Annotated in this window: 18 protein-coding genes and 1 tRNA gene; 4 read left to right on the plus strand and 15 right to left on the minus strand. The window is 57.1% G+C overall.

All coding sequences use genetic code 11. The features are described 5' to 3' along the window. The first annotated feature begins 12 nt into the window (after positions 1-12). Complete coding sequence (locus ACEW8N_RS17320) at positions 13-342, plus strand: YhbY family RNA-binding protein (RefSeq protein WP_373501108.1); 330 nt, start codon at positions 13-15, stop codon at positions 340-342. Here ACEW8N_RS17320 and ACEW8N_RS17325 read toward each other — a convergent pair. From ACEW8N_RS17325 to ACEW8N_RS17360, 8 genes are all read right to left on the minus strand, one after another. After that, positions 339-2,342 carry an N-acetylmuramoyl-L-alanine amidase gene (locus ACEW8N_RS17325; RefSeq protein ID WP_373501109.1) on the minus strand — a complete coding sequence of 668 codons (2,004 nt, stop codon included), beginning with the start codon at positions 2,340-2,342 and terminating at the stop codon, positions 339-341. The two genes, ACEW8N_RS17320 and ACEW8N_RS17325, sit on opposite strands and share 4 nt — an antisense overlap. Before the next feature lie 60 nt (positions 2,343-2,402). After that, entirely contained in the window at positions 2,403-5,021 is a 2,619-nt protein-coding gene (gene mutS, locus ACEW8N_RS17330; protein ID WP_373501110.1) for a DNA mismatch repair protein MutS, read from the minus strand. Positions 5,022-5,117: 96 nt separating this feature from the next. Then, positions 5,118-5,858 (minus strand): UPF0280 family protein, encoded by a 741-nt coding sequence (locus tag ACEW8N_RS17335; protein WP_373501111.1) that lies wholly within the window; start codon positions 5,856-5,858, stop codon positions 5,118-5,120. Between the two features lie 13 nt (positions 5,859-5,871). Next, complete coding sequence (locus ACEW8N_RS17340) at positions 5,872-7,035, minus strand: deoxyguanosinetriphosphate triphosphohydrolase family protein (RefSeq protein WP_373501112.1); 1,164 nt, start codon at positions 7,033-7,035, stop codon at positions 5,872-5,874. Positions 7,036-7,060: 25 nt separating this feature from the next. Then, positions 7,061-7,540: a Mut7-C RNAse domain-containing protein gene (locus tag ACEW8N_RS17345; RefSeq protein ID WP_373501113.1), complete on the minus strand. Its 480-nt coding sequence runs from the start codon at positions 7,538-7,540 to the stop codon at positions 7,061-7,063. Continuing rightward, positions 7,537-8,304 (minus strand): DUF4292 domain-containing protein, encoded by a 768-nt coding sequence (locus ACEW8N_RS17350; RefSeq protein ID WP_373501114.1) that lies wholly within the window; start codon positions 8,302-8,304, stop codon positions 7,537-7,539. Before ACEW8N_RS17350 ends, ACEW8N_RS17345 begins: the two co-directional genes overlap by 4 nt. A gap of 8 nt (positions 8,305-8,312) precedes the next feature. Then, a complete protein-coding gene (locus tag ACEW8N_RS17355) occupies positions 8,313-10,106 on the minus strand; it encodes a tetratricopeptide repeat protein (protein ID WP_373501115.1) in 1,794 nt (597 codons plus the stop codon). Between the two features lie 119 nt (positions 10,107-10,225). Then, a complete protein-coding gene (locus ACEW8N_RS17360; protein WP_373501116.1) occupies positions 10,226-11,200 on the minus strand; it encodes an RNA polymerase sigma factor RpoD/SigA in 975 nt (324 codons plus the stop codon). 199 nt (positions 11,201-11,399) lie between these two features. Between ACEW8N_RS17360 and ACEW8N_RS17365 the strand changes: the two genes are divergently transcribed. Continuing rightward, positions 11,400-11,476 (plus strand) — tRNA-Arg (locus ACEW8N_RS17365). Between the two features lie 257 nt (positions 11,477-11,733). Here ACEW8N_RS17365 and ACEW8N_RS17370 read toward each other — a convergent pair. The 3 genes from ACEW8N_RS17370 to ACEW8N_RS17380 all read right to left on the minus strand — a co-directional run bounded on the left by ACEW8N_RS17370 (position 11,734) and on the right by ACEW8N_RS17380 (position 13,728). Next, on the minus strand, positions 11,734-12,366 hold the full coding sequence (locus tag ACEW8N_RS17370; protein WP_373501117.1) for a LysE family translocator: 633 nt from the start codon (positions 12,364-12,366) through the stop codon (positions 11,734-11,736). A 75-nt stretch (positions 12,367-12,441) separates the two neighbouring features. Then, a complete protein-coding gene (locus ACEW8N_RS17375) occupies positions 12,442-13,209 on the minus strand; it encodes a Smr/MutS family protein (RefSeq protein ID WP_373501118.1) in 768 nt (255 codons plus the stop codon). Between the two features lie 66 nt (positions 13,210-13,275). Then, a complete protein-coding gene (locus ACEW8N_RS17380) occupies positions 13,276-13,728 on the minus strand; it encodes an NUDIX domain-containing protein (protein WP_373501119.1) in 453 nt (150 codons plus the stop codon). A 212-nt stretch (positions 13,729-13,940) separates the two neighbouring features. On the opposite strand from ACEW8N_RS17380, the gene ACEW8N_RS17385 reads away from it, so the two are divergent. After that, positions 13,941-14,087: a hypothetical protein gene (locus tag ACEW8N_RS17385; RefSeq protein WP_373501120.1), complete on the plus strand. Its 147-nt coding sequence runs from the start codon at positions 13,941-13,943 to the stop codon at positions 14,085-14,087. Positions 14,088-14,158: 71 nt separating this feature from the next. Here ACEW8N_RS17385 and ACEW8N_RS17390 read toward each other — a convergent pair whose 3' ends face one another. After that, positions 14,159-15,568, minus strand: a complete 1,410-nt coding sequence (locus tag ACEW8N_RS17390; RefSeq protein ID WP_373501121.1) for a nucleotide sugar dehydrogenase — start codon at positions 15,566-15,568, stop codon at positions 14,159-14,161. Beyond that, positions 15,561-15,944: a septum formation initiator family protein gene (locus ACEW8N_RS17395; protein WP_373501122.1), complete on the minus strand. Its 384-nt coding sequence runs from the start codon at positions 15,942-15,944 to the stop codon at positions 15,561-15,563. Before ACEW8N_RS17395 ends, ACEW8N_RS17390 begins: the two co-directional genes overlap by 8 nt. 262 nt (positions 15,945-16,206) lie before the next feature. Between ACEW8N_RS17395 and rpsT the strand changes: the two genes are divergently transcribed. Then, positions 16,207-16,473: a 30S ribosomal protein S20 gene (rpsT, locus tag ACEW8N_RS17400; RefSeq protein WP_373501123.1), complete on the plus strand. Its 267-nt coding sequence runs from the start codon at positions 16,207-16,209 to the stop codon at positions 16,471-16,473. A 90-nt stretch (positions 16,474-16,563) separates the two neighbouring features. On the opposite strand, the gene ACEW8N_RS17405 is transcribed toward rpsT, so the two are convergent. Together ACEW8N_RS17405 and leuS are read right to left on the minus strand one after the other, a co-directional pair. Continuing rightward, a complete protein-coding gene (locus tag ACEW8N_RS17405) occupies positions 16,564-17,097 on the minus strand; it encodes an LptE family protein (RefSeq protein ID WP_373501124.1) in 534 nt (177 codons plus the stop codon). 94 nt (positions 17,098-17,191) lie between these two features. After that, on the minus strand, positions 17,192-19,783 hold the full coding sequence (gene leuS / locus ACEW8N_RS17410; protein ID WP_373501125.1) for a leucine--tRNA ligase: 2,592 nt from the start codon (positions 19,781-19,783) through the stop codon (positions 17,192-17,194). Positions 19,784-19,898 lie beyond the last annotated feature (115 nt).

The following is a 19,898-nucleotide window of genomic DNA, read 5'->3' on the forward strand; positions in this document are numbered from 1 at the left end:
GATTGTGATCGTATGGAGAACCGTTTGATGCAGCTTGCAGGATTTCAGAAAAAATATTTGAGAGGCCTGGCGCACGGGGCAAAGCCAGTCGTTTATGTGGGGCACCAGGGCCTAACCGATGCCGTCATCCGCGCTGCGAATGAGGCATTGAACGTCCATGAACTCATCAAGATCAAATTTATCGATTTCAAGGAGAAATCGCAGAAGGCAACCCTCTCCAGTGAGATCGAGCGGCAGACCGGATCCGCGCTCGTCGGAATGATAGGCCATATCGGCGTGTTTTATCGCCGGCATGAAGATCCCGAGCGCCGGAGGATCTCCCTGCCGGAACGGGGCCGCTAACCCGCGTTTCCGGGCTGGGCACTCAAAAAGGCCGTCGGGTTTGTTTCCTCCATATACCCCCGGATGCCTTTGACGATGGCCTGGCACAGATCCTCCTGGTAATCGGCGCTCGTGAGGCGTTCGCACTCTCTTTTATTGCTGATGAAGGAGGTTTCAACCAGGATCGAGGGCATCTGAGCCCCGAGGAGAACATAGAACGGCGCCTGTTTAACCCCTTTGTTGCTGATATGGCTGTACTTTCTTTTCATGTGCCGGTAGAGGGAATTCTGAACGGAGCCGGCCAGTCGGCTTGATTCGTTTATTTTTGAATTCTGCATCAGGTCGTTGAGGATGCTCTGGAGGTCGCTGATGGACTTCCGGGAGGTGGCGTTTTCCCGGGCAGCCACCAGAATGGCGTCGTTGTCCGTCGCCAGGTTGAGATAATAGGTTTCGATACCATATAACCCATTGTTTTTGCTCGCGTTACAATGAATGGAAATAAAAAGGTCCGCATTCTTCGTGTTGGCGATGGCGGTGCGCTCCTCTAGGGTCAGAAACCGATCCGAATCCCGGGTCATGATGACCTCGCATCCCAGCTCCCTGCGGATTTTCTTCGAAAGGCGCCTTGCGATGCCCAAAACCACGTCTTTTTCCCTCACGCCGCGGAGGTATCCAGGCGCTCCGCCGTCATGCCCGCCGTGCCCCGCATCAATCACGATTCGGCGCACCCCCAATGCGAACTGCTTGGCCAGATCATGGGGGGTGACCTTTTGTTTGCCTCGGACGGCCTTGCCGGTATCATACGATTTGGGCGTCACGGAAGGCTTTTTATGGGGCTGCGGATGCGGGGCCGCCCGCTTTTTTGCGGCATGGGCCACGGCCGGAGCCTGATCTTCCTGCTCTTTCCCCCATACGTCGATGATGGTCCGAAAGGGGTTTTTCAGGGAGAAAATTTTATAGGTTTTGAAGGATTTGATGTCGACGACAACACGGACGTCGTCGGGCGTGCATTGTCCGGCCCTGGCGCTCTGCAGCAGGTCGTCGTCAATGGGGATGACCTTCTCGAAACCTCGTCCGAGACGGCTTTTTTTGAAATCAATGTATAACCGCTGGGGTCTGCTGGTCGGCAGGTCCGGGTCCAGGAGCTTGTGGGTAAAAACGGTTTCCTTGCTGCCGTCGATGACGATCCGGGTATAGTTGGGATTGGACCAGAACCGGAGCCCGGTGATCTTTGTTGGTGACCCGTCCCGGGGCGGTTTGGATGTCCGTTCCGCTTTCGAAAATGCGGCGGGATCGCAGGTCTCCTCGATAACGATCAGCCGGGAGATCGGGTCTTCCCCTTGTTCAGGGGCTTTCGGAGCCTGAGGCGTGGATTTGTATGCGGTCTTGGCCTGTTTAAAGAACCTGTCGCGCTCTTTCACAAAGCTGGATTCCCCGCCGGAGCCCCCATTCCCCTGAAGCCTGCGGCTGTTCCGGGCAGTCTTCGTTTTTTCGTCGGCAGCGTACCCCGGCATTGCCTGCCCTGAATCCCCGGGCGGGGCGGTTGCATCCTGCTTTTGGTTCCGGGCGCCGGATTCCCCCGGCGGGTCCGCTCCCCTGCTCCGGGGGGATGCGGTCGCTGAATCGAATTCCGCCAACGCCGCCTGGGCCCTCGCCCGATATTTGCTCTTGGGGTGCCTGTTGATCAGCCGGTTGAAGATGTCCGCGGACTCTTTGCGATCCGATGATTTCCGCGAAAGGGTGTAGAGGTCCTGATAGATTTTGCCGGCCATATAAAGATTTGCCGCGGCATAGTCGCCGGTTGGATTGCTGCGGTAGGCCGCCTGGAACCGCAGAATGCATGCCACCCAGTTTTCTCTGTATTTCTGTTTTTCCGGGCTCTTCAGAAATTTTTCATAATAATCTTGAGCGCCGTAATACGCCGCTTTATCCGTATCCGCCCATGAAATGCGCGATACAGACAGTATCGCGAGGATGGCGGAGATCAGCAGAAAAGCCGCGGCATTGTTATGAGTCCTCATGTCATGTTCCAGATGATGTTTCCATTCTCGTCATCGACAGGGTGTGGATCCGATCTGATTTCAGTGAAATCGGGTTTTTTCTTGAAGCTCGCTCAGAAAGATCATGGCGTCAAGGGGTGTCATCCGTGAAATGTCAAGTGACTGAAGCGCCGCCACAAGGACTTGTTCCCCCGCGCTGAAAAGGCCCAGTTGAAGGGGCTTTGCGTCGGCCGGTTTTCTTGGATTCGATGCGCCCTCTCCCTTTTTGAGGATCCGGCCCTCGGTTTCGATCCTGCGCAGGATCGACGCGGCGCGGTCGATGACCTCCCCGGGAATTCCGGCCAGCCGCGCGACCTGAATGCCATAGCTGCGGTTGGTGCCCCCCTCGACGAGTTTGCGAAGAAAAATGATCCGGTCCTGGATCTCCTTGACGGCGATGGAGTAGTTCTTGACCCTGGATTTCGTTTGTTCGAGTTCCGTCAGTTCATGGTAGTGCGTGGCAAACAGGGTTTTCACCCCCCGGCCTTTCAGGTCATGGAGGAACTCCGCCACGGCCCAGGCGATGCTCAGCCCGTCGAAGGTGCTCGTTCCTCTGCCGATCTCATCCAGAATCACGAGACTCATGGGGGTGGCGTTGTTCAAAATGTTGGCCGTCTCCTGCATTTCCACCATGAAGGTGCTCTGTCCCTGGGAAAGGTTGTCCAGTGCCCCGACCCGCGTATAGATTCTGTCGGTGACGGGGATACTGGCGCGGGCCGCCGGGACGAATGCACCGATCTGGGCCATGATCGTAAGCAGGGCGACCTGCCTCAGGACCGTCGATTTTCCGGCCATGTTCGGGCCGGTGATGATCAGGATCTGGTTTTCCTGGTTGTCCAGCCGGATGGAATTGGGAACGAATCGTTCACCGGTGATCATTTTTTCAACCACGGGGTGCCGCCCGTCTTCAATCGAAAGAATGCCGTCGGTGTTGATTTCCGGCCGGTGATAATCGCTCCTTACGGCGACATGGGCAAGACCCAGCAGGCAGTCGAGCCTGGCGACAACGTCCGCGGCATCTTGAATGTACCGGCGCCGGTTGTTGATTTCCATTCGAACGTCCGCAAAGATGTCATATTCCAGCCTGGCCCGCTTTTCCTCCGCGTTCAGCACCGTCGCTTCGAACGTCTTCAACTCTTCGGTGACATAGCGCTCCGCGTTGACCAGGGTCTGTTTGCGGATGAAATGGCCGGGGACTTTTTCGGCATGGGTTTTGGGCACCTCAAGATAATACCCGAAAACCTTATTGTAGCGCACCTTCAGGGAGGTTATCCCTGTTTTTTCCTTTTCACTGGCCTCCAGGCGAACCAGCCATCCTTTACCATCTTTGCTGATTTTAATCAACTCATCCAGGTCGCTGTTGAAGCCGCTTTTGATGATGCCGCCTTCGGTCAGGGTGTTCGGCGCATCCTCCCGGATGGCATTTTCGATCAGGTCCGCAATAGCCGCGAGCGGGGCTGTTTCGCCTTCCCATGCGAACAGGGGCGCCCTGAGCCGCACCGCTGACTCCAGGATTTCCGGAATCTTCATCAGGCTCCGTTTCAGGGCGACCATGTCCCGCGGGCCTGCAAGCCCCATGGAGAGCCGGCCTCCGAGCCGGTCCAGGTCGGAGACATCCTTGAGGGTTTCGCGGATCTTTTCGGAAGCCGTCCGGTTCAGGCATGCCTCTTCAACAGCGTCCAGGCGTCCCCGTATCGCGTCGGGATTCAGGAGGGGATATCGAATCCAGTTCAGCAGGAGGCGGCCGCCCATTGCCGTCACGGTCTGATCCAGGACGCTGATGAGCGTGCCGCGCCGCTTTCCGGATCTCAGATTCCCCAGAAGTTCCAGGTTGCGCCGGCTTTGATCGTCGATCGCCATGTAATCGCTCAGAAGATAGGTTTCGATTCCCTTGAAGTGGGCAATCTTCTGCTTCTGGGTCTCGATCACGTAATGGAGAACCGCGCCCGCGGCGCCCACCCCGGCCTCCAGGTGCTCGCATCCGAAGCCTTCCAGGGAGAGGGTGCCAAACTGTTCGGTCAGAAGGGATTTGCCGAAAGCATGGCTGAAAAACCGGTCGTCGAGAAAGCTGACGGATCTTCGGGGTTCTGACGGAATCAGGGCGCCGGGGAAAGGATCATTTCGAAAAGATTCGGGAAAGAGAATCTCCCGGGGCGATACCCTGGCGATCTCGTCTTTGACGGCGTCGGCTTCGTCGGACTGCGTGATCCGAAACGTTCCCGTTGAAATGTCCAGATAGGCCAGGCCGACCACCTGGCTGTGCCGTGCGACCGCGAGCAGAAAGTTGTCGGATTTTGCATCCAGGAATTCGTTCTCGACGATCATCCCCGGGGTGATGACCCTGACCACCTCCCGCTTGACCAGGCCCTTGGCCTGGGCCGGATCCTCCACCTGATCGCAGATGGCCACCTTCAGGCCGCGTTCGATGATGCGGGCGATATAGCCCTGAACCGCCCGCCAGGGCACCCCGCACATGGGCACCGGCGCCGCCTGGTTCTTGTTTCTGGATGTCAGCGTGATCTCCAGGATTTTTGAGGCCTTCTCCGCATCCTCGAAGAACATCTCATAAAAGTCCCCCATGCGGTAAAACAGGAGGGCGTCTGGATACTCGGCCTTGATGGCCAGGTATTGCTCGATCATCGGTGTCGGTTTTGTCTGCATGGATTCGAACTGCCGGGTCAGAGACGGCCTGCCGTCCCTGCCGTTGTGAAAATGTTTCGGGTCCTCCGCGGCGGCGGCATTACCGGCGGCGGCTGTTCATTCTGACGGCTGTCTGCCCATGGGCACAATCTCCAGGCTGCCCCAGGCCCCCAATCTATCGCCACGGATGATCAGAATGCCCTCGATCCCGGAAATTTTCTTTCCGAAGGCCAGGGCGCGCTTGATATCCGCGGCTGATCGGACGACATTTCCGACGGCCGTGGCCGACGCATCGGCCAGCGCACAGGATGAGGATACCACACAAACGGCATCGGCGGAACCGAAACTGAGGGAGTGGCCGATGGTTCCCGAGGAGGTGCACACCCCCACCCCATGCCCGGACCCGTTGATTTTCAGGCCGACCTTCATGCTGAGCGGCGAATTTCCGGCAAAAACGGCGATGGTGGCCGGGTCGTCCGTCCGGATGAAAATATCCCCCCCGTTCTCCACGATCACGTCGGGGGAACGGGTCAGCAGTTCACGGCCGACATATTCCGCAACGGCGCCCGCCACCGCCGCCATCGGCCCGACGCGCGCTTTCCGGCCGGCTTCGATCATATCCCGGACGATGGCCGGAGCGTGCCGATCCTCCTGAACCGGGATCAGCGAATCCGAAAAACCGGGGTGATGCCGGATGTATGCCTCGATGTAGGAGCGGTATTTCAGTGTCAGGTCGAGGGCGAGGGCCTCGAGATGATGCCCGGCATGGATGAAAAGGTCCGTCTCTTTGACCCTGACCTTGAAAAAGAAGCGCCGGGGGGCGATGGCATCTCGGTAGACGCGGGGCTCGTGCATCATCCATGCTCCTGGCCTATGAAAATGGCAGTTTGAAGGGCTTCGGCCTCAGGCTTTCAGGGCATTGCTTGAGAAAATAAGAGTCCGTCATGCCGGCGATGAAGTCCCGGGCCATCTCTTCGCGGGTGTGAGCAGCTTTATAATCATCCGACATCTCAGAAAAAAAATGGGTATGGATCCCTGCATGTTCATCGCCCTTCCGAAGGTCTTCCACGCAGCGGTCAAAGAGGATGCCGAAAAGCCTTTCCAGGGTTTTCGAGTGCTGTTTGATGAGCGGATTCAGATAAATGTGCTCATAGTTGAACGCCTTCAACGCCTTGAGCGCATCGGAGACCTCGTCGCTGAAGGCGATGGAGGGTTTGCCGATGCTCGATTCGATGATATCCGTGACCAGGGTGTAGACGATCTGCCCGTTGGTATTGCCCAGCACCGCCGCGCTCTTTTCCGGCAGATCGGCGCGGCGGATCAGGCCCAGGCGAATGGCATCCTCGATATCCCGGCCGATATAGCCGATGGTATCCGAGAACCGTACGACGCATCCTTCCAGGGTCATCGGTGTGAGGGAGACTCCGGGATCGTCTGTTTTCGCAGTCATGGCCATGTTCAGGGTGTCGAAGGTCTTGTTCCTGTCCGGCGTGATCCTTTGGTCGTGTATTTCTCCGTCATGGCACAGGATGCCGTCGAGTGTCTGAAGGCAGAGATTCCATCCCCTTCCCTTTCGTTCCACCCTGTCCAGAAACTGAACGCTTTGAACATTATGGCAGAAATGGCCGATTCCATAGCGCTGACAGAGCGCCGACAGGAACTGCTCGCCCTCGTGTCCGAAAGGCACATGGCCGATATCGTGCCCCAGCGCGATCGCCTCGATCAGGTCCTCATTCAACCCTAAGAACCGGCCGATGGTTCTGCTGATTTTCGATACGAGCTGAACATGAAGCACGCGGTGCGTGATATGGTCATTTTCCACCAGATAGAACACCTGGGTCTTGTCGATGTACCGCGTGTAGGCCAGGGAATGGAGGACCCGGTCCACATCCAGGGAATACGCCTGCCGATACCCTGCCACGATCGTGTCTTCATGCCGTTTTCGCAACCCGTCCCTGCTGAGGGCCGCCCGGGGGGAGAGCATGCGGGCCTCCCGCAGGTCGAATGCCGTTTGCAGCCCTTTCAGGTCTTTCATGTCCAAACCATTCCAAACCATGTCTTCACGAACCGTCCTGATATTCAAACAATTGTCGTATCCGATCGGTGATCCGCCGGCTGTGGCTGCCGCGCCAGTAAAACCGGCCGCACTCGGGGCACTGGTCGACCCTTTCCGCGGTCTGCCAGACATGGTCCGGAACACGGTTGAGGGCCGATGCCTTGTTCCGGGCGGAGGTGGCATGGTTGCAGCGGATGCATCTTGAAAATGGGCGAATATCGGTGATTGAAATACCGATCTGACGGATGACCTGTCTCAATTGTCCAACAGGATCGTTTGCGTGAATGAAAATCGTCCGGTCCCCGTTTGGAATGCCTTTCACTGCCGTGATGCGCGTGAGCAGGAACTGCCGCTCCTCTGTGGGAATGAGCCCCTTCAGGCTGGAAGCCTCCCGCACCTGAAGCGCGTCGAACCCGAGAATTCGGAGCCACTTGCACAGTTTTCCGAGGCTTGGATCAACGATGAAGCGGGTATGGCGGATCACATTTCCGATTCGACAAGCATGAAGGTGGACGGCGGCGCCTCTGCCCGGGCCCAGTATCTTTCGATTTTCAGCAGCAGACGGTCTTCTCCGCCCGTGATATCGATGCGAAACGGCACGCTGAAGCCGCCCACGTCGCGGACATTCGAGAATTTCAAGGTATACCCTATCCTCCCGGATGGATCGAACATCTCCACCACGGCAGGGGTTTCGTTGTCCGATTCAAAATAGACTTTTTCCAAAACCCTGCCGCGCCGGCTGGAGAGGATCAGTGTTCTGGCGCCGGTCCGCGGGTCGGTTGCGGCGCGGGCCTGATCAAACTCCCGGAGCGGGACCTGCCCCCTGAGGATTTGAATGACCTCGCGGGCTTTCAGCTCCATTCCGATCAGTTTTTTGAGGCTCGGGTTCTGGGATCGGGTTTTATAAAAATTTTTCGGCGCGTGGGAGGCCATGAAGAAATAATCTCCGTCGGCGGCCATGGTCGTCGTCGGCATCCCCCCGATGTTGAGGATGGACAGCCGGAGTTTATCGGGCGCCTTTCCGATCCAGGCCACACGAGCGGTTCGCCGGTTCCGGGTTTTGGGGTTGAAGCGGACCGTCCCCATGCCCTTGAAGGTTTCGAGTTCCGCATTTCGAAGGGTCAGGCAGTCCATCAACGCCCGGGTGTCGGCCGCCATTTCAGGCGCCGGCAGGGTATCTCTCTGGACGGCGCAGCCGGAAAGCAGCATCAGCGCCGAAGCCAGCAGAATGGATATTCGGTGTTTCATATCATGGTTCATTGGCGGGCATCTCTACTTTCCATCGCATCCCGAATCTTGTTTTGGATCTCCACCCGGTCGGTCCGTTCCCTTTGATTTAATGACATCTGATAATATTTCAAGGCATTATTGAAATCATTGAGCTTGAAATAGGCATCGCCCACATGCTCCAGGATGACCGGATCATCCGGGACCATGTCAGCCGCCTGGATCAGATATCTCAGCGCCTCTTCATATTCTTCCCTCTGAAAATACACCCATCCCAGACTGTCGAGGATATATCCGTCATCCGGTTTGTATTTCAATGCCTCGCGGATCAGTTCTTCCGCGATTTCAAGATTTTTGCCCATATCGGCATAGGTGTACCCCAGATAATTCAGGGCGTCGGCATTCTGCGGATCCAGAGTAATGACCTTTTTCATCATCTCAATGGACTCATCCTTCCGCTCCAGTTTATCGTAGACCACCCCGAGGCGGAAATAAAGCTTGGGGGCGTCGGGTGCGAGTTTGATGCCGTCCACGAGGGTTTTTTCGGCCAGGCCATACTGTTTCGCCTCTTCATAAACCGTGGCGAGGTAGAGAATGAAATCCGCATTTCCCGGAGCCCTCCGATTCACGTCTTTCAGGTATTCAATGGCGGTCTCGGACTCCCCTTTCTCCTGGTGGAAGAAGGCGATGCTGACCACGGCATTCGGATAGAAAACCGACTCCGGCCCTACCTGTTTGAGGTGCTTCAGCATTTTTCTTTCGTTTTTCAGGCCGTCGTAGGCGACACCCGCGATATAGTGGATGTCCGAGTTGGACGGCATGCCTCTCAGCATGCCTTCGGTGATGACGGAGGTCTCACCGTACCTTTTCTGTTCGACGTAAAATTGAATGACGGTTCTGATGATCTCCGGCTGCTCCGCACTCTCCTTTCCCAGTCGGGATAGAATTTCGTCGGAGCGATTCTGGTTTCCGATGCTGTGATAATAATATCCAAGCCCGATCATCGCCCGGATGTTGTCCGGCTCCTTCTCAAGCAATTCCTGGTAGATCGCTATCGCCTGCCGGTTTTTTCCCTGAAGCTGGTAGATATTGATCAACTCGAACCGGGGCTCCTCTAGATCGGGTTCCAGCGTCAGCGTGAGCTTGAATTTTTCCTCAGCCTTATTGAGGTACCCCTGGTCATAATAGATTTTTCCCATGAAAAAATGGCCGGCATAGGCATCCGGGTGTTCCCGGACAAGACTCTGATAAATCCGGAAGGCGTTTTCGACGTCGCCTTTTTCCATGTAAATGGCGCCCAAGCGCAGATAGATCTCCTTCTGGGACGGATCTTCCTTCAGCACTTTCTCGTATACGTCCTCGGCCTCGACGTCCCGTTTCAGCCCCTGGAGCAGCTTGCCGTATAATATCATGAGCGTGATATCTTCCGGCTTTTCTTTCAGCATTTCCTGAACGAGGGCCAGGGCCTTCTCCGTCTTTCGCTGCCTGAGAAAAAGATTGGCCAATTCCCTTTTGATATAGGCGGATCCGGGATCAAGCTCCAAGGCTTTTTCGAGAAAATAGATCGCGTTTTCGAGATCTCCCCGTTTGCGCATCATTTGAGATTCGACGAAATAGAAATATCGATCGCCGTTCTGATACGGTTTCGCGCCAAGGGGTTTGAGAAATTCCTCCGAAGTGTCGGGCACAAAGGTGGGTGCGTCGGTGGCTGACGGCGTCGATTTTGATGGTGATGGCTTGTTCGGCAGACATCCGGAACTGACCGAGAGGCACAATAGGCAGATGAGTGCGGCAACAACCTGCGGTTTATAAATAGTTTTCATGAATGGGTTTCTGATGGCGGAATCGTGGGATTCACGCTGTGTTGTTGATTTAGGGATGACGGTATGTCAAAGGTTGCGTCCGGATCATGTCCGGAAACGAACAGCCGCCCGCGCATCCGTCAGGGGATGCTGTCCCCTTCCCTGTATGCGTCGAAGTCGACGATCTCCCTTTTGAAAAATTCACGCATTTTTTTTACGACATTTTTTTCCACCTGTCGGACGCGCTCCCTGGAAATCTGGTAACGGTCTCCGATATCCTGGAGGGTCACCGGGCTGTCCGAAAAAATCCTGAGATTGAATATTTCAAGCTCTCTCGGGGTCAATTTCTGTTTGAATTCATCGATCTTGTTGTGGAGGAGGACGTCCATCTCCTTTTTGGCGACCTTGTCTTCGGCCGATTCCGCACCGGTGCTCAAAAAGTCGATGCGCTCGGTGTCCGAGTCGTCCTTGAGCGGCGCATCCAGGGACACATCCCAGCCGTCCAGGCGCTGGTCCATGTCGATGATTTCCCTTTCGGAGACGCCCAGGCGCTGGGAGAGGAGCTTGGGTTTGGGATCGAATCCCTGGTCGATGAGCTTCTGCTTTTCTTTTTTCAGCTTGAAAAAAAGCTTTCGCTGCCCCTGGGTCGTCCCGATTTTTACCAGCCGCCAGTTGTCCATGATGAACTTGAGGATGTAGGCCTTGATCCAGAAGGACGCATAATAGGAGAACTTCACATTTTTGTAGGGGTCGAATTTCTTGACCGCCTGCATCAGACCGATGTTGCCTTCCTGGATGAGGTCAAGCAGGTTCTGCATCCAGACCCTCTGGAATTCCAACGCGATCTTGACGACAAGCCTGAGATTGGACGTCACCAGGCTGTATGCCGCGTCCCGGTCGCCGTACTCCCGAACCTTGATGGCGAGCTCCCTCTCCTCGTCCCGTGTCAGGAGCTTATATCGGCTTACCTCCGAAAGGTAGCGCTGCAGGGGATCGAATTTTACGAGCGATTTGTCGGTGGTGCGCTTGGAGCTCGCCTTTTTTTTTATTTTTTCGGCGGTTGCCGCCTCGGGGATATCGTTGCTCTCTAAATCTTCATTCTGCAATTTCGTCATAATTCGCCTTATCATCCATTACAGCCAGCCGATACAGCCATCCGCAGACTGGATTGAAGCTCTCGCGGGAAATGTTCTTATACACCATTCATGGGGAATATTTCAAGGGATTAAAGAATGTTAAGTTTAATCCTGGTCAGCAAGGTTTTTTGTGGACACAGGAAGTGTCGTATGCTATAGGCCTAACTCACTTTTTTTAGCGCCCGTAGCTCAGCTGGATAGAGCAACGGACTTCTAATCCGTAGGTCGCAGGTTCGAATCCTGCCGGGCGTACCACAGAAACACAGGGGAGCAGCGCATCGTGCTGCTCCCTTTTTTTATGGGTCTGAATCAATTTGGGAAATGGCTTCCTGACCGCCTGATCTCTACCATATTTGGGCTTCCGGTGCAAATAATGTTTTCTTGCAGACAGCCGGATTCGGGGGTGACAACGGCCCTGCATGGAGGGTTTCGTTCAAGGCGCTTTCACTTCTTTGCGGAATTCCCGAATATCGGTGAAGGGCGGGGATGCCGGAAATTCCGCCGGCCATTCGTTATGGCGGCATCAGAAGAAAATAGGCCTTTTTCAGGAAAAGCGCGGCAAATATCAACAGCGCGATACCGAGGCCGCGAACCACGAGAACGTGGCAGCGGCGGTTCAGGAGGGCCCTGGATTTTCCGACGGTGAGCGCGATGAATACCTTGGACCCCACCAGGAGGGCATAAAACGCGGAGATGAAAGCGACCGCGGCGGCCGGATGAGACCGCCAGGCGTCCACCATGAGCGGGGCGCCGATGGAAACCCAGAACAGGTAAGGGCTGGGATTCAGCAGGTTGGCGATGACGCCCATCCGAAGGGATTTGGGGCTTTCGAGATCCGGGCCTGTCGGCTCCGCGCCTTTGAACATCAGGCTTCCGTATCCGAGATAGACGCTGAACAACCCGCCCAGCAGGGAGACAACGCCCATGAGCGGCAGGTGCCCCGACAGCCGCGAAATCCCCAGCACCGCCAAGGCGACAATCGGGATATCCGTAAACAGGGGCGAAAAGGCGATTTTGATGCCCTCCCGCGGGCCGTGCTTGAGGGTTTCACTCATCACGAGCGTCAGGAGGGGACCGGGGGAGACCCCGGCGCTCACCCCCAGGAGGGCTCCTGAAACCAGCGACCCCGCCACGGCGCCCATCATGGTCTGCGTCTTCGCCAGATCCGCTTGCCCGGCCTCCCCATCGGCGATCCGGACGTCAAATCGGTTCCATCAACCTCAGCAGACCGCATGCCGGGCACGCCCTTCATTCCTCTTTTCCCGCCTGCCTTTTCTGAACCGTTTGGTGACCGGCCGAAGACGGAGCAGGACATAGGTTGCACCGGCCCCGCCGTCACAGTTCCTTGCGCTGGTGAAGGCCAGCACCCACTTTCTGATGGCGCTCCGGGTCAGCCATGACAGGACCTGGCTCTTGAGGACCGGCGCCGCGGGAGAGGAGAGCCCTCTGCCGTGCACGATCAGCACCCCGCGCTTGCCGGCGGCGATGGCCGATGCCATGAAGGCTGAAAAAGCCTCCCGGGCGTCCGCCGCGCTGAGTCCATGCAGGTCGATATGATCCTGGATGGAAAAATCTCCGTTGTAGAGCCGGCGCGTCACCTCCCGGCCGACATTGTATCCCCTTCCCTCCATGTATTCCGGCGTATGGCATACCTCGAAACCGTGACCGCACGCCACAAGCCGCCTCAGGTGATCCATGACGCCTGTTTCGCCGGTGTCGCTTTTCGCAGGCTGCCCGGCCTTATTCCGTGCCAGGGTGTGGCGGTTCGCGCCGCTGATGGGCCTAACGTCCGCCATGGCATCCATGAAGAGTTGCCGCTCCGTCTTTTCCCCCTCCCCCGCAGGAGGCGCCGTGCTGCGCGGAGGGGGTGTCGAGAAGGGTTCGGCAGGGTGTTTTTTGAGGGAGTGCCCGTCCAGGAGGTCTCGGAGATGTTCAAACGGTCTGAAACCGTTGTCCGCATTTTCGCGCCATGCCGGGTTTCTTTTCATAGCTGTCTCCCGTAAAAGAGGGGTGATGCGGGGCTTCAAACGGCCGCAATCATGGCCGCGCGGTGGCTACCCTGTGTCCGCCGCCGACTGCAGGATGCGGACATCCGGCCTTTTGCCAAGGGCTTTGTAGGTGCAATAGTCCTGAATGATGCGGGCGTGATCGAAGGCGATGTCGGCGGGAAGCGCGGTCGGAGTGAAGATGCCGATATCCCTGGCATCATCCCTGGCCGCGGGAACTCCGGAGGCCCGGCTGATGTAGACCGTAGTCAGGGTGTGCCGCCGGGGATCCCGGTCGGGATCGGCGTAGGTGTAAAACTGTTCCAGAAGGATGACATGAAGGGAGGTCTCTTCCAGCGCCTCCCGCACGGCGGCCGATTCAAGGGATTCTCCGTAATCGACGAACCCTCCCGGCAAGGCCCATCCATGGGGAGGGTTTTTTCGTTCGATGAGAACGATGCCTCCAGCCGTCTCGATGATGATATCAACGGTGACCAGGGGGTTTCGGAATTTATCTGCCATGGTGATCGGCCCTCGATCCCTTCAGCTCGGGCGGTTTGGATTCATGCGCAACCACACCCATATTCATTATCACGGTTTAAGGGGAATGGCAACGGGCGACGGCCGGTTCATGACGAAATCCTTGACGTCCGAGGGGCGCTTTGGATATAGGCATGAAGGCTGCTCCGGAGGGCGCGCCGCACATATCAGCTATAGATCGGATGAGGCCAGGGATGAAATATACCTGTACGGAATACCGGGAAGAGATGCTCCTCCTGGCGCTGCGAAAGCAGCTCAGCCGGAACGGGCTGTCGGATGAGGAAAAAAGAAGGATTTCAGAGGAGATCAGGAAGCTGGAGGCGAAGATGGACATGGCCTGAGGGGGGCGGTGTTCTTCCGCCGCCCGCAGGGCCGCTGCCGCAAGCCTTCTCATCCCCCCGCTCATCCGACGTTATGGACGGATGCCGGGCGCTTCATGGAAATGGGTCAGGGCCGGTTTCCCGATGGGAAACACATTGAAGCCGATCCCATGGAGGCGCTGGTGATCCAGTATGTTCCGTCCGTCGAAAATGAACGCGGGTTGAACCATGGTGCGGAAGATCCTGTCATAGTCCAATGCCGCATATTGGGGCCATTCGGTAATCAGCGCGATGGCGTCGGCGCCGGAGGCCGCCTCGTAGGGATCCTCGACGTACCGGATGTTCCCCTGGACATCCGCTAAATCCCGGCGGGCGTTTTCAAGCGCCTTCGGGTCTGAGATGACCAGTTCCGCCTGCTCCTCGATCAGCCTTTTCGCGACGAAGATGCCGGGGCTCTCCCGGGTGTCGCCGGTGTCGGCCTTGAAGGCGAAGCCGAAAAGGCAGATTCTTTTGCCGCTGAGGGTGTGGAACATCGTACCCAGCATATTGACGACAAAGCGCTCTTTCTGATACTCATTGATGCGCACCACGCCCTCCCAGTAGTCCGCCACCTCCTCCAGGCCGTAATACCGGCAGAGGTAAACGAGATTCAGGATATCTTTCTTGAAGCAGGACCCTCCGAAGCCGACGCTGGCGTTGAGGAACCGGCTTCCCAGGCGGCTGTCCATCCCCACGGCTCTGGCGACCTCGCTGATATCGGCATCGGTCTTCTCGCAGAGGGCCGATATGGCATTGACGGATGAGATCCGCTGGGCGAGAAAGGCGTTTGAAACCAGTTTGGAAAGCTCGCTGCTCCAGATGTTGGTGGTCAGGATGCGGTTTCTTGGAACCCAGCGGGCGTAAACGTCGACCAGCCTGTCCCGCGCCTGGATGCCGGCAGGGGAGGCATCCGAACCGATCAGGACGCGGTCCGGATTTTCCAGATCGCGGACGGCGCTCCCTTCCGCCAGAAATTCCGGGTTGGAGAGCACCGTAAACCGGTTTTGGTGGTTTCCGGCATCAAAAATCCGTTTCATGGCCTGGGCTGTCTTTACGGGCAGCGTGCTTTTTTCGACGATGATCTTGGGCGCGTCGGCGCACTCCCGGATCTGGCGGGCGGTTTTTTCCCAGTATTGCAGGTCCGCGGCCATTCCGGCCCCCGTCCCGAACATTTTGGTCGGGGTGTTCACGCTCACGAAAATGATGTCGGCATCGTGAATCCCCGCTTCAATATCCGTGCTGAAAAAGAGGTTGCGGCCCCTGGCCGCGCGGACGACCTCGTCCAGGCCGGGCTCGTAGATGGGCAGATGATCCGAATTCCAGCGGGAGATTCGATCCGGATTGATATCGACCACCGTGACCTGGATGTCCGGGCATTTGGCTGCGATGACCGCCATTGTCGGCCCGCCGACATATCCGGCGCCGATACAGAGAATGTTCATATTCCGGCGCACGCTATTCATCCTCCGCCTCCTTATCCATCGCCTCGCCATCCTCCGCTCCGCTATCCATCGCCTCGTCATCTTCTTCCCCGGTGCTCACCGTCTCCCCCGGTCGCGGATCTTTTTCCAGTTTCACGATCACTTCGTTTTCCTTGATGAGGCCCAGATCCTTTCGGGCAACGTTCTCGATGAAAGCAAGGTCGTCCTTCAGCCTGACGACGGTTTGATGAAGGGACAGATTGCTTTGAACCAGGGCTTCGTTCTTTTCCACGAGCTGCCTTTTCTTCGTTTCCATGGTTTTCAGGTCCAGCAGCCCCTTGTCGCCGAAAAAGATCAGCAAAAAGATGACGATGACAACCGACAGCGGCAGATAGATCGTTAAGGTCTTTTTCAGCACCCGATGGGTCTCCTTTCCCTAAAAACGGCGTATTGCAGGTCGTTCAGAATTACCCCCAAAATTCACGATGGGCAAGGAAAAAATGTTCAACGGGCATGCCTGCAGGCTTTTGAAGCGCATCTGAATGACCGCAGCGCCTGGTGATCCCCGGGTTATCGAAAGTCTATGGCGGCGGATTAAATTTTAGCTTGACAGCATCCCACAAACTTGTGTAGTTAGAAGAGTTTATTACCAATACGTTAGGAAGAAAGGAGTTTTTCCCTTGGCAAACCACAAATCAGCTTTGAAACGGGTGCGTCAGAGCGCCATGAGACGGGAACGGAACCGGATAGTGAAAACGCAGGTCAAGAATGCGGTCAAGCAGGTTCGCAGTGCCGTGAGCGAAAAGGCCGCGGACGGGCTTTCGGGCCAGTTGAGCCGGGCCAAGTCGGTGATCGCGAAGGCAGCCAAAAAAGGCGTCATTCACAAGAAAACCGCCGCACGAAAGATTTCCCGCCTGGCCAGACTGGTCAATACCCTGTCCGCGTGATCGGGTCATCTCCTCGGTTTTTTCATCCAGTCTCGAAAAGCACGAAAGGAACGGTGATATCCATCGATATGCGCCGTCTTTCGTGCTTTTTCAAAAACTCTCGGTAATACGACTGTAGGCATCCTCGGCCAGCCGCTTCGACAGAATCCGGATGGCCTCGCGCTTGTTGTAATCCGTGGCGACCTTCTCCTGAAGGATGCCATAGGCTTCGCTTTGGGACAGGGCGGCTGCGGACCAGATCACCTGCCCTTTCCGGTCTATCAGCTTCAGGGTGACGAAGGCCGTGATCCGTCTTTCAATGGAAGTGATCTGGCCTTGATAGGCAACGGTTTCGATCGGCATGGCATCGATGCTTCCGCTCAGGACGGCGTCGGCCGCCTCGCGCTCCACGATGGTGTTTCCGTTTTTTGTGAATTCAAAGATCAGATCGTTGGTGAAGATATTTTCAACGCCGGTTTCTGCAGTTCGGTTTTCGAGCATGGCCACCGAGACCGTTGTGATGTTGTTCCCAATCTGGCCGCTTGTCGAAAACCGATAACCGCATCCGGCTGCCGTCGAGAGAACGGCGAGGCACACGGCGATGGCAAGGCGGGACGGGTGATGCCGGACTGTGTCTTTGAACATGGCTTTCCTCACGGATTGCGATGCGCGGCGGACAGGGCGCGGGGCGGATCGCTCTCCGGCGTCCCTCGCACACCGTCTTGACAATCGCCATCATTCACGCGACGATATTGATCAGCTTGTTGCGAACCACGATGACCTTGCGGACCGGGCGATCGCCGATGAATTTCCGGATCTTTTCATCGTCCAGGGCCATTTTCCGGATTGTATCCTCGTCGGCGTCCGGATCCACGCTGAATTTTCCTCTCAGCTTCCCGTTGACCTGAACAACGATCAGGATCTCGTCCTTCACCAGGGCGCTTTCATGGTAGGTCGGCCACGGCGCCAGGAGAACGCTCGGATGATTGCCCAGGCTTTCCCATATCTCCTCGGCAACATGAGGCACCAGAGGCGACAGGAGCAAAACGACGGATTCGATGCCGAATTTCATGACTGAAGCCTTCTGGTCGGATGCACCGTCCCGTTCGACACCGTACATGAAATTCACCAGTTCCATGACCGCGCTGACGGCGGTGTTGAAATGGAAGCGGTCGTCGATGTCGCCGGTCACCTTCTTGATGGTCTCATGGATTTTTCGGTGGAGTTCCCGGATATCTTTTTCAAGGTTCTCCGCCGCGCCGGCAAAGGCCTGCCGCCCCTGGATGAGATCCATCCAGTCAAAGGCCAGGCGCCACACGCGATTCAGGAAGCGAAGGCCGCCCTCGACGCCCTGATCGCTCCATTCCAGATCCCTTTCGGGCGGCGCGGCAAACAGGCAGAACAGCCGGGTGGTGTCGGCGCCATACTGATCCAGAAGAGTTCCCGGGTCGATGACGTTTTTTTTGGATTTGGACATCTTCTCCACGCGGCCGACGGTGACAGGGCCGCTGCAGATGGCGCACGTGGGTCCTTCCGCGGCCCAGACGACCTGGTCGGGGAACAGGTATCCATGCCGGCTGCATGAGGTGCCTTCCTTGCAGACCATGCCCTGGGTCAGGAGCCGGGTAAAGGGCTCCTTGCAGTCGATCAGCCCCAGGTCCTTGAGGACCCGGGTGAAATATCGCGAATATAATAGGTGAAGGATGGCGTGCTCCACGCCGCCGATATACTGGTCGACCGGCATCCAGTAGTCGACGGCCTTTCGATCGAACATGCCGTCTTCATGGCGCGGGCTGCAGTAGCGGTCGAAATACCAGGAGGACTCCACGAAGGTGTCCATGGTATCGGTCTCCCTCCGGGCCTTCGGGCTGCCGCATTTGGGGCAGGATGTCCCGGCAAAATAGGGCAGGGTCGGCAGGGGCGATCTCCCGCCTTCCAGAAGATCCGCATCTTCGGGCAGAATGATCGGGAGGTCCGCTTCGGGCACGGGCAGGATGCCGCAGGCTTCGCAATGGATCATTGGAATGGGCGCACCCCAGAATCGCTGCCGGGATATTCCCCAGTCCCGGAGCCGGAAGCTCACGGTTTTTTTGCCAAGGCCCTGCTCCTCAAGGCAGGCGGCGATGTCGTCCAGTGCCCGGCGGTTGGGGATGCCGTTGAATCGGCCCGAGTTGACCATTCTCCCCTCCCCTGCGTAGGCTTCGGTCATGGCGGCTGGGTCCAGCTCACGATCTTCGGGGCTGACGACGATGATGATATCAAGACCGTATTTCCGGGCAAACTCGAAATCCCGCTGGTCATGCGCCGGAACGGACATAACGGCGCCGGTGCCGTATTCCATCAGGGCAAAATTGGCGGCGAAGACGGGCATCTTCCGCCCGCTCATGGGGTTTGCGCAGTACGCCCCCGTGAAAACCCCTTCCTTTTCGTACGTCTCCACCGCCTTGGCCGAACGGTCCTGAAGGGACATCCTGTCGATGAATGCATCGATGGCCCCCTCCTGCTGCGTCCCCCGCGACAATTCAACGACGAGGGGGTGTTCGGGCGCAAGGCACATGAAGGTCGCGCCGAAAACCGTGTCCTGACGGGTGGTGAACACCGAGATGGTTTTTCTTGAATTTTCAACGGGAAAACGGATTTCGGCCCCGACGCTTTTCCCGATCCAGTTTTTCTGCATGGTGGTGACCTTGTCGGGCCACCCGGGAAGCCGGTCGCAGTGAACCAGCAGGTCTTCGGCATAATCGGTGATTTTGAAAAACCACTGCCACAGCTTTTTCTGACGGACCGGTTTTCCGCAGCGCCAGCACATTCCGGCCTCGACCTGTTCGTTGGCCAAAACGGTCTGGCACGGTTCGCACCAGTTGACAAAGGACTCCTTGCGGTAGGCCATCCCCTTCTCATACATTTTGAGGAAGAGCCACTGCTCCCATCGATAATATTCCGGCCGGCACGTGGCAACCTCGCGCTCCCAATCGTAGGAAAAGCCCAGTTGCTTCAGTTGGCTCCGCATGGCGTCGATGTTGTCATAGGTCCACTTGGCCGGATGGGTGTTGTTGGCGATAGCGGCATTCTCCGCGGGCATGCCGAAGGCGTCCCACCCCATGGGGTGAAGGACGTTAAACCCCCGCATGCGCTTGTAGCGCGCCACGACATCCCCGATGGTATAGTTGCGCACATGCCCCATGTGGATCTTTCCCGAGGGATAGGGAAACATCTCCAGCAGGTAGTATTTTTTCTTTTCGGGTGCCTCGCTGACCTTGAAGAGTCCTGAGGTCTCCCAAAATTTCTGCCATTTTGCTTCAATGGCCTTGGGGCTGTATCTCTCTTCCATGATGACTTTTTTTCCCTCCTGTGGCATCAGGGCCGGGCCGATCGGGCACGGCACCCGGCGGTCCTGTTTCAGGCAAAAACGGCTTTCATCCTTCCTGTCGATCGGGCTTTATGGC

It is taken from the genome of Desulfococcus sp., from assembly GCF_041737845.1.
Lineage (GTDB): Bacteria > Desulfobacterota > Desulfobacteria > Desulfobacterales > Desulfococcaceae > Desulfococcus.

What these genes read in the sequence shown, in the direction of transcription:
- ACEW8N_RS17320 (WP_373501108.1), top strand. Translation starts at nt 13, where the DNA reads ATGGAGAACCGTTTGATGCAGCTTGCAGGATTTCAGAAAAAATATTTG.
- ACEW8N_RS17325 (WP_373501109.1), bottom strand. Translation starts at nt 2,342, where the DNA reads ATGAGGACTCATAACAATGCCGCGGCTTTTCTGCTGATCTCCGCCATC.
- mutS (WP_373501110.1), bottom strand. Translation starts at nt 5,021, where the DNA reads ATGCAGACAAAACCGACACCGATGATCGAGCAATACCTGGCCATCAAG.
- ACEW8N_RS17335 (WP_373501111.1), bottom strand. Translation starts at nt 5,858, where the DNA reads ATGATGCACGAGCCCCGCGTCTACCGAGATGCCATCGCCCCCCGGCGC.
- ACEW8N_RS17340 (WP_373501112.1), bottom strand. Translation starts at nt 7,035, where the DNA reads ATGAAAGACCTGAAAGGGCTGCAAACGGCATTCGACCTGCGGGAGGCC.
- ACEW8N_RS17350 (WP_373501114.1), bottom strand. Translation starts at nt 8,304, where the DNA reads ATGAAACACCGAATATCCATTCTGCTGGCTTCGGCGCTGATGCTGCTT.
- ACEW8N_RS17355 (WP_373501115.1), bottom strand. Translation starts at nt 10,106, where the DNA reads ATGAAAACTATTTATAAACCGCAGGTTGTTGCCGCACTCATCTGCCTA.
- ACEW8N_RS17360 (WP_373501116.1), bottom strand. Translation starts at nt 11,200, where the DNA reads ATGACGAAATTGCAGAATGAAGATTTAGAGAGCAACGATATCCCCGAG.
- ACEW8N_RS17370 (WP_373501117.1), bottom strand. Translation starts at nt 12,366, where the DNA reads ATGATGGGCGCCGTGGCGGGGTCGCTGGTTTCAGGAGCCCTCCTGGGG.
- ACEW8N_RS17375 (WP_373501118.1), bottom strand. Translation starts at nt 13,209, where the DNA reads ATGAAAAGAAACCCGGCATGGCGCGAAAATGCGGACAACGGTTTCAGA.
- ACEW8N_RS17380 (WP_373501119.1), bottom strand. Translation starts at nt 13,728, where the DNA reads ATGGCAGATAAATTCCGAAACCCCCTGGTCACCGTTGATATCATCATC.
- ACEW8N_RS17385 (WP_373501120.1), top strand. Translation starts at nt 13,941, where the DNA reads ATGAAATATACCTGTACGGAATACCGGGAAGAGATGCTCCTCCTGGCG.
- ACEW8N_RS17390 (WP_373501121.1), bottom strand. Translation starts at nt 15,568, where the DNA reads ATGAATAGCGTGCGCCGGAATATGAACATTCTCTGTATCGGCGCCGGA.
- ACEW8N_RS17405 (WP_373501124.1), bottom strand. Translation starts at nt 17,097, where the DNA reads ATGTTCAAAGACACAGTCCGGCATCACCCGTCCCGCCTTGCCATCGCC.
- leuS (WP_373501125.1), bottom strand. Translation starts at nt 19,783, where the DNA reads ATGGAAGAGAGATACAGCCCCAAGGCCATTGAAGCAAAATGGCAGAAA.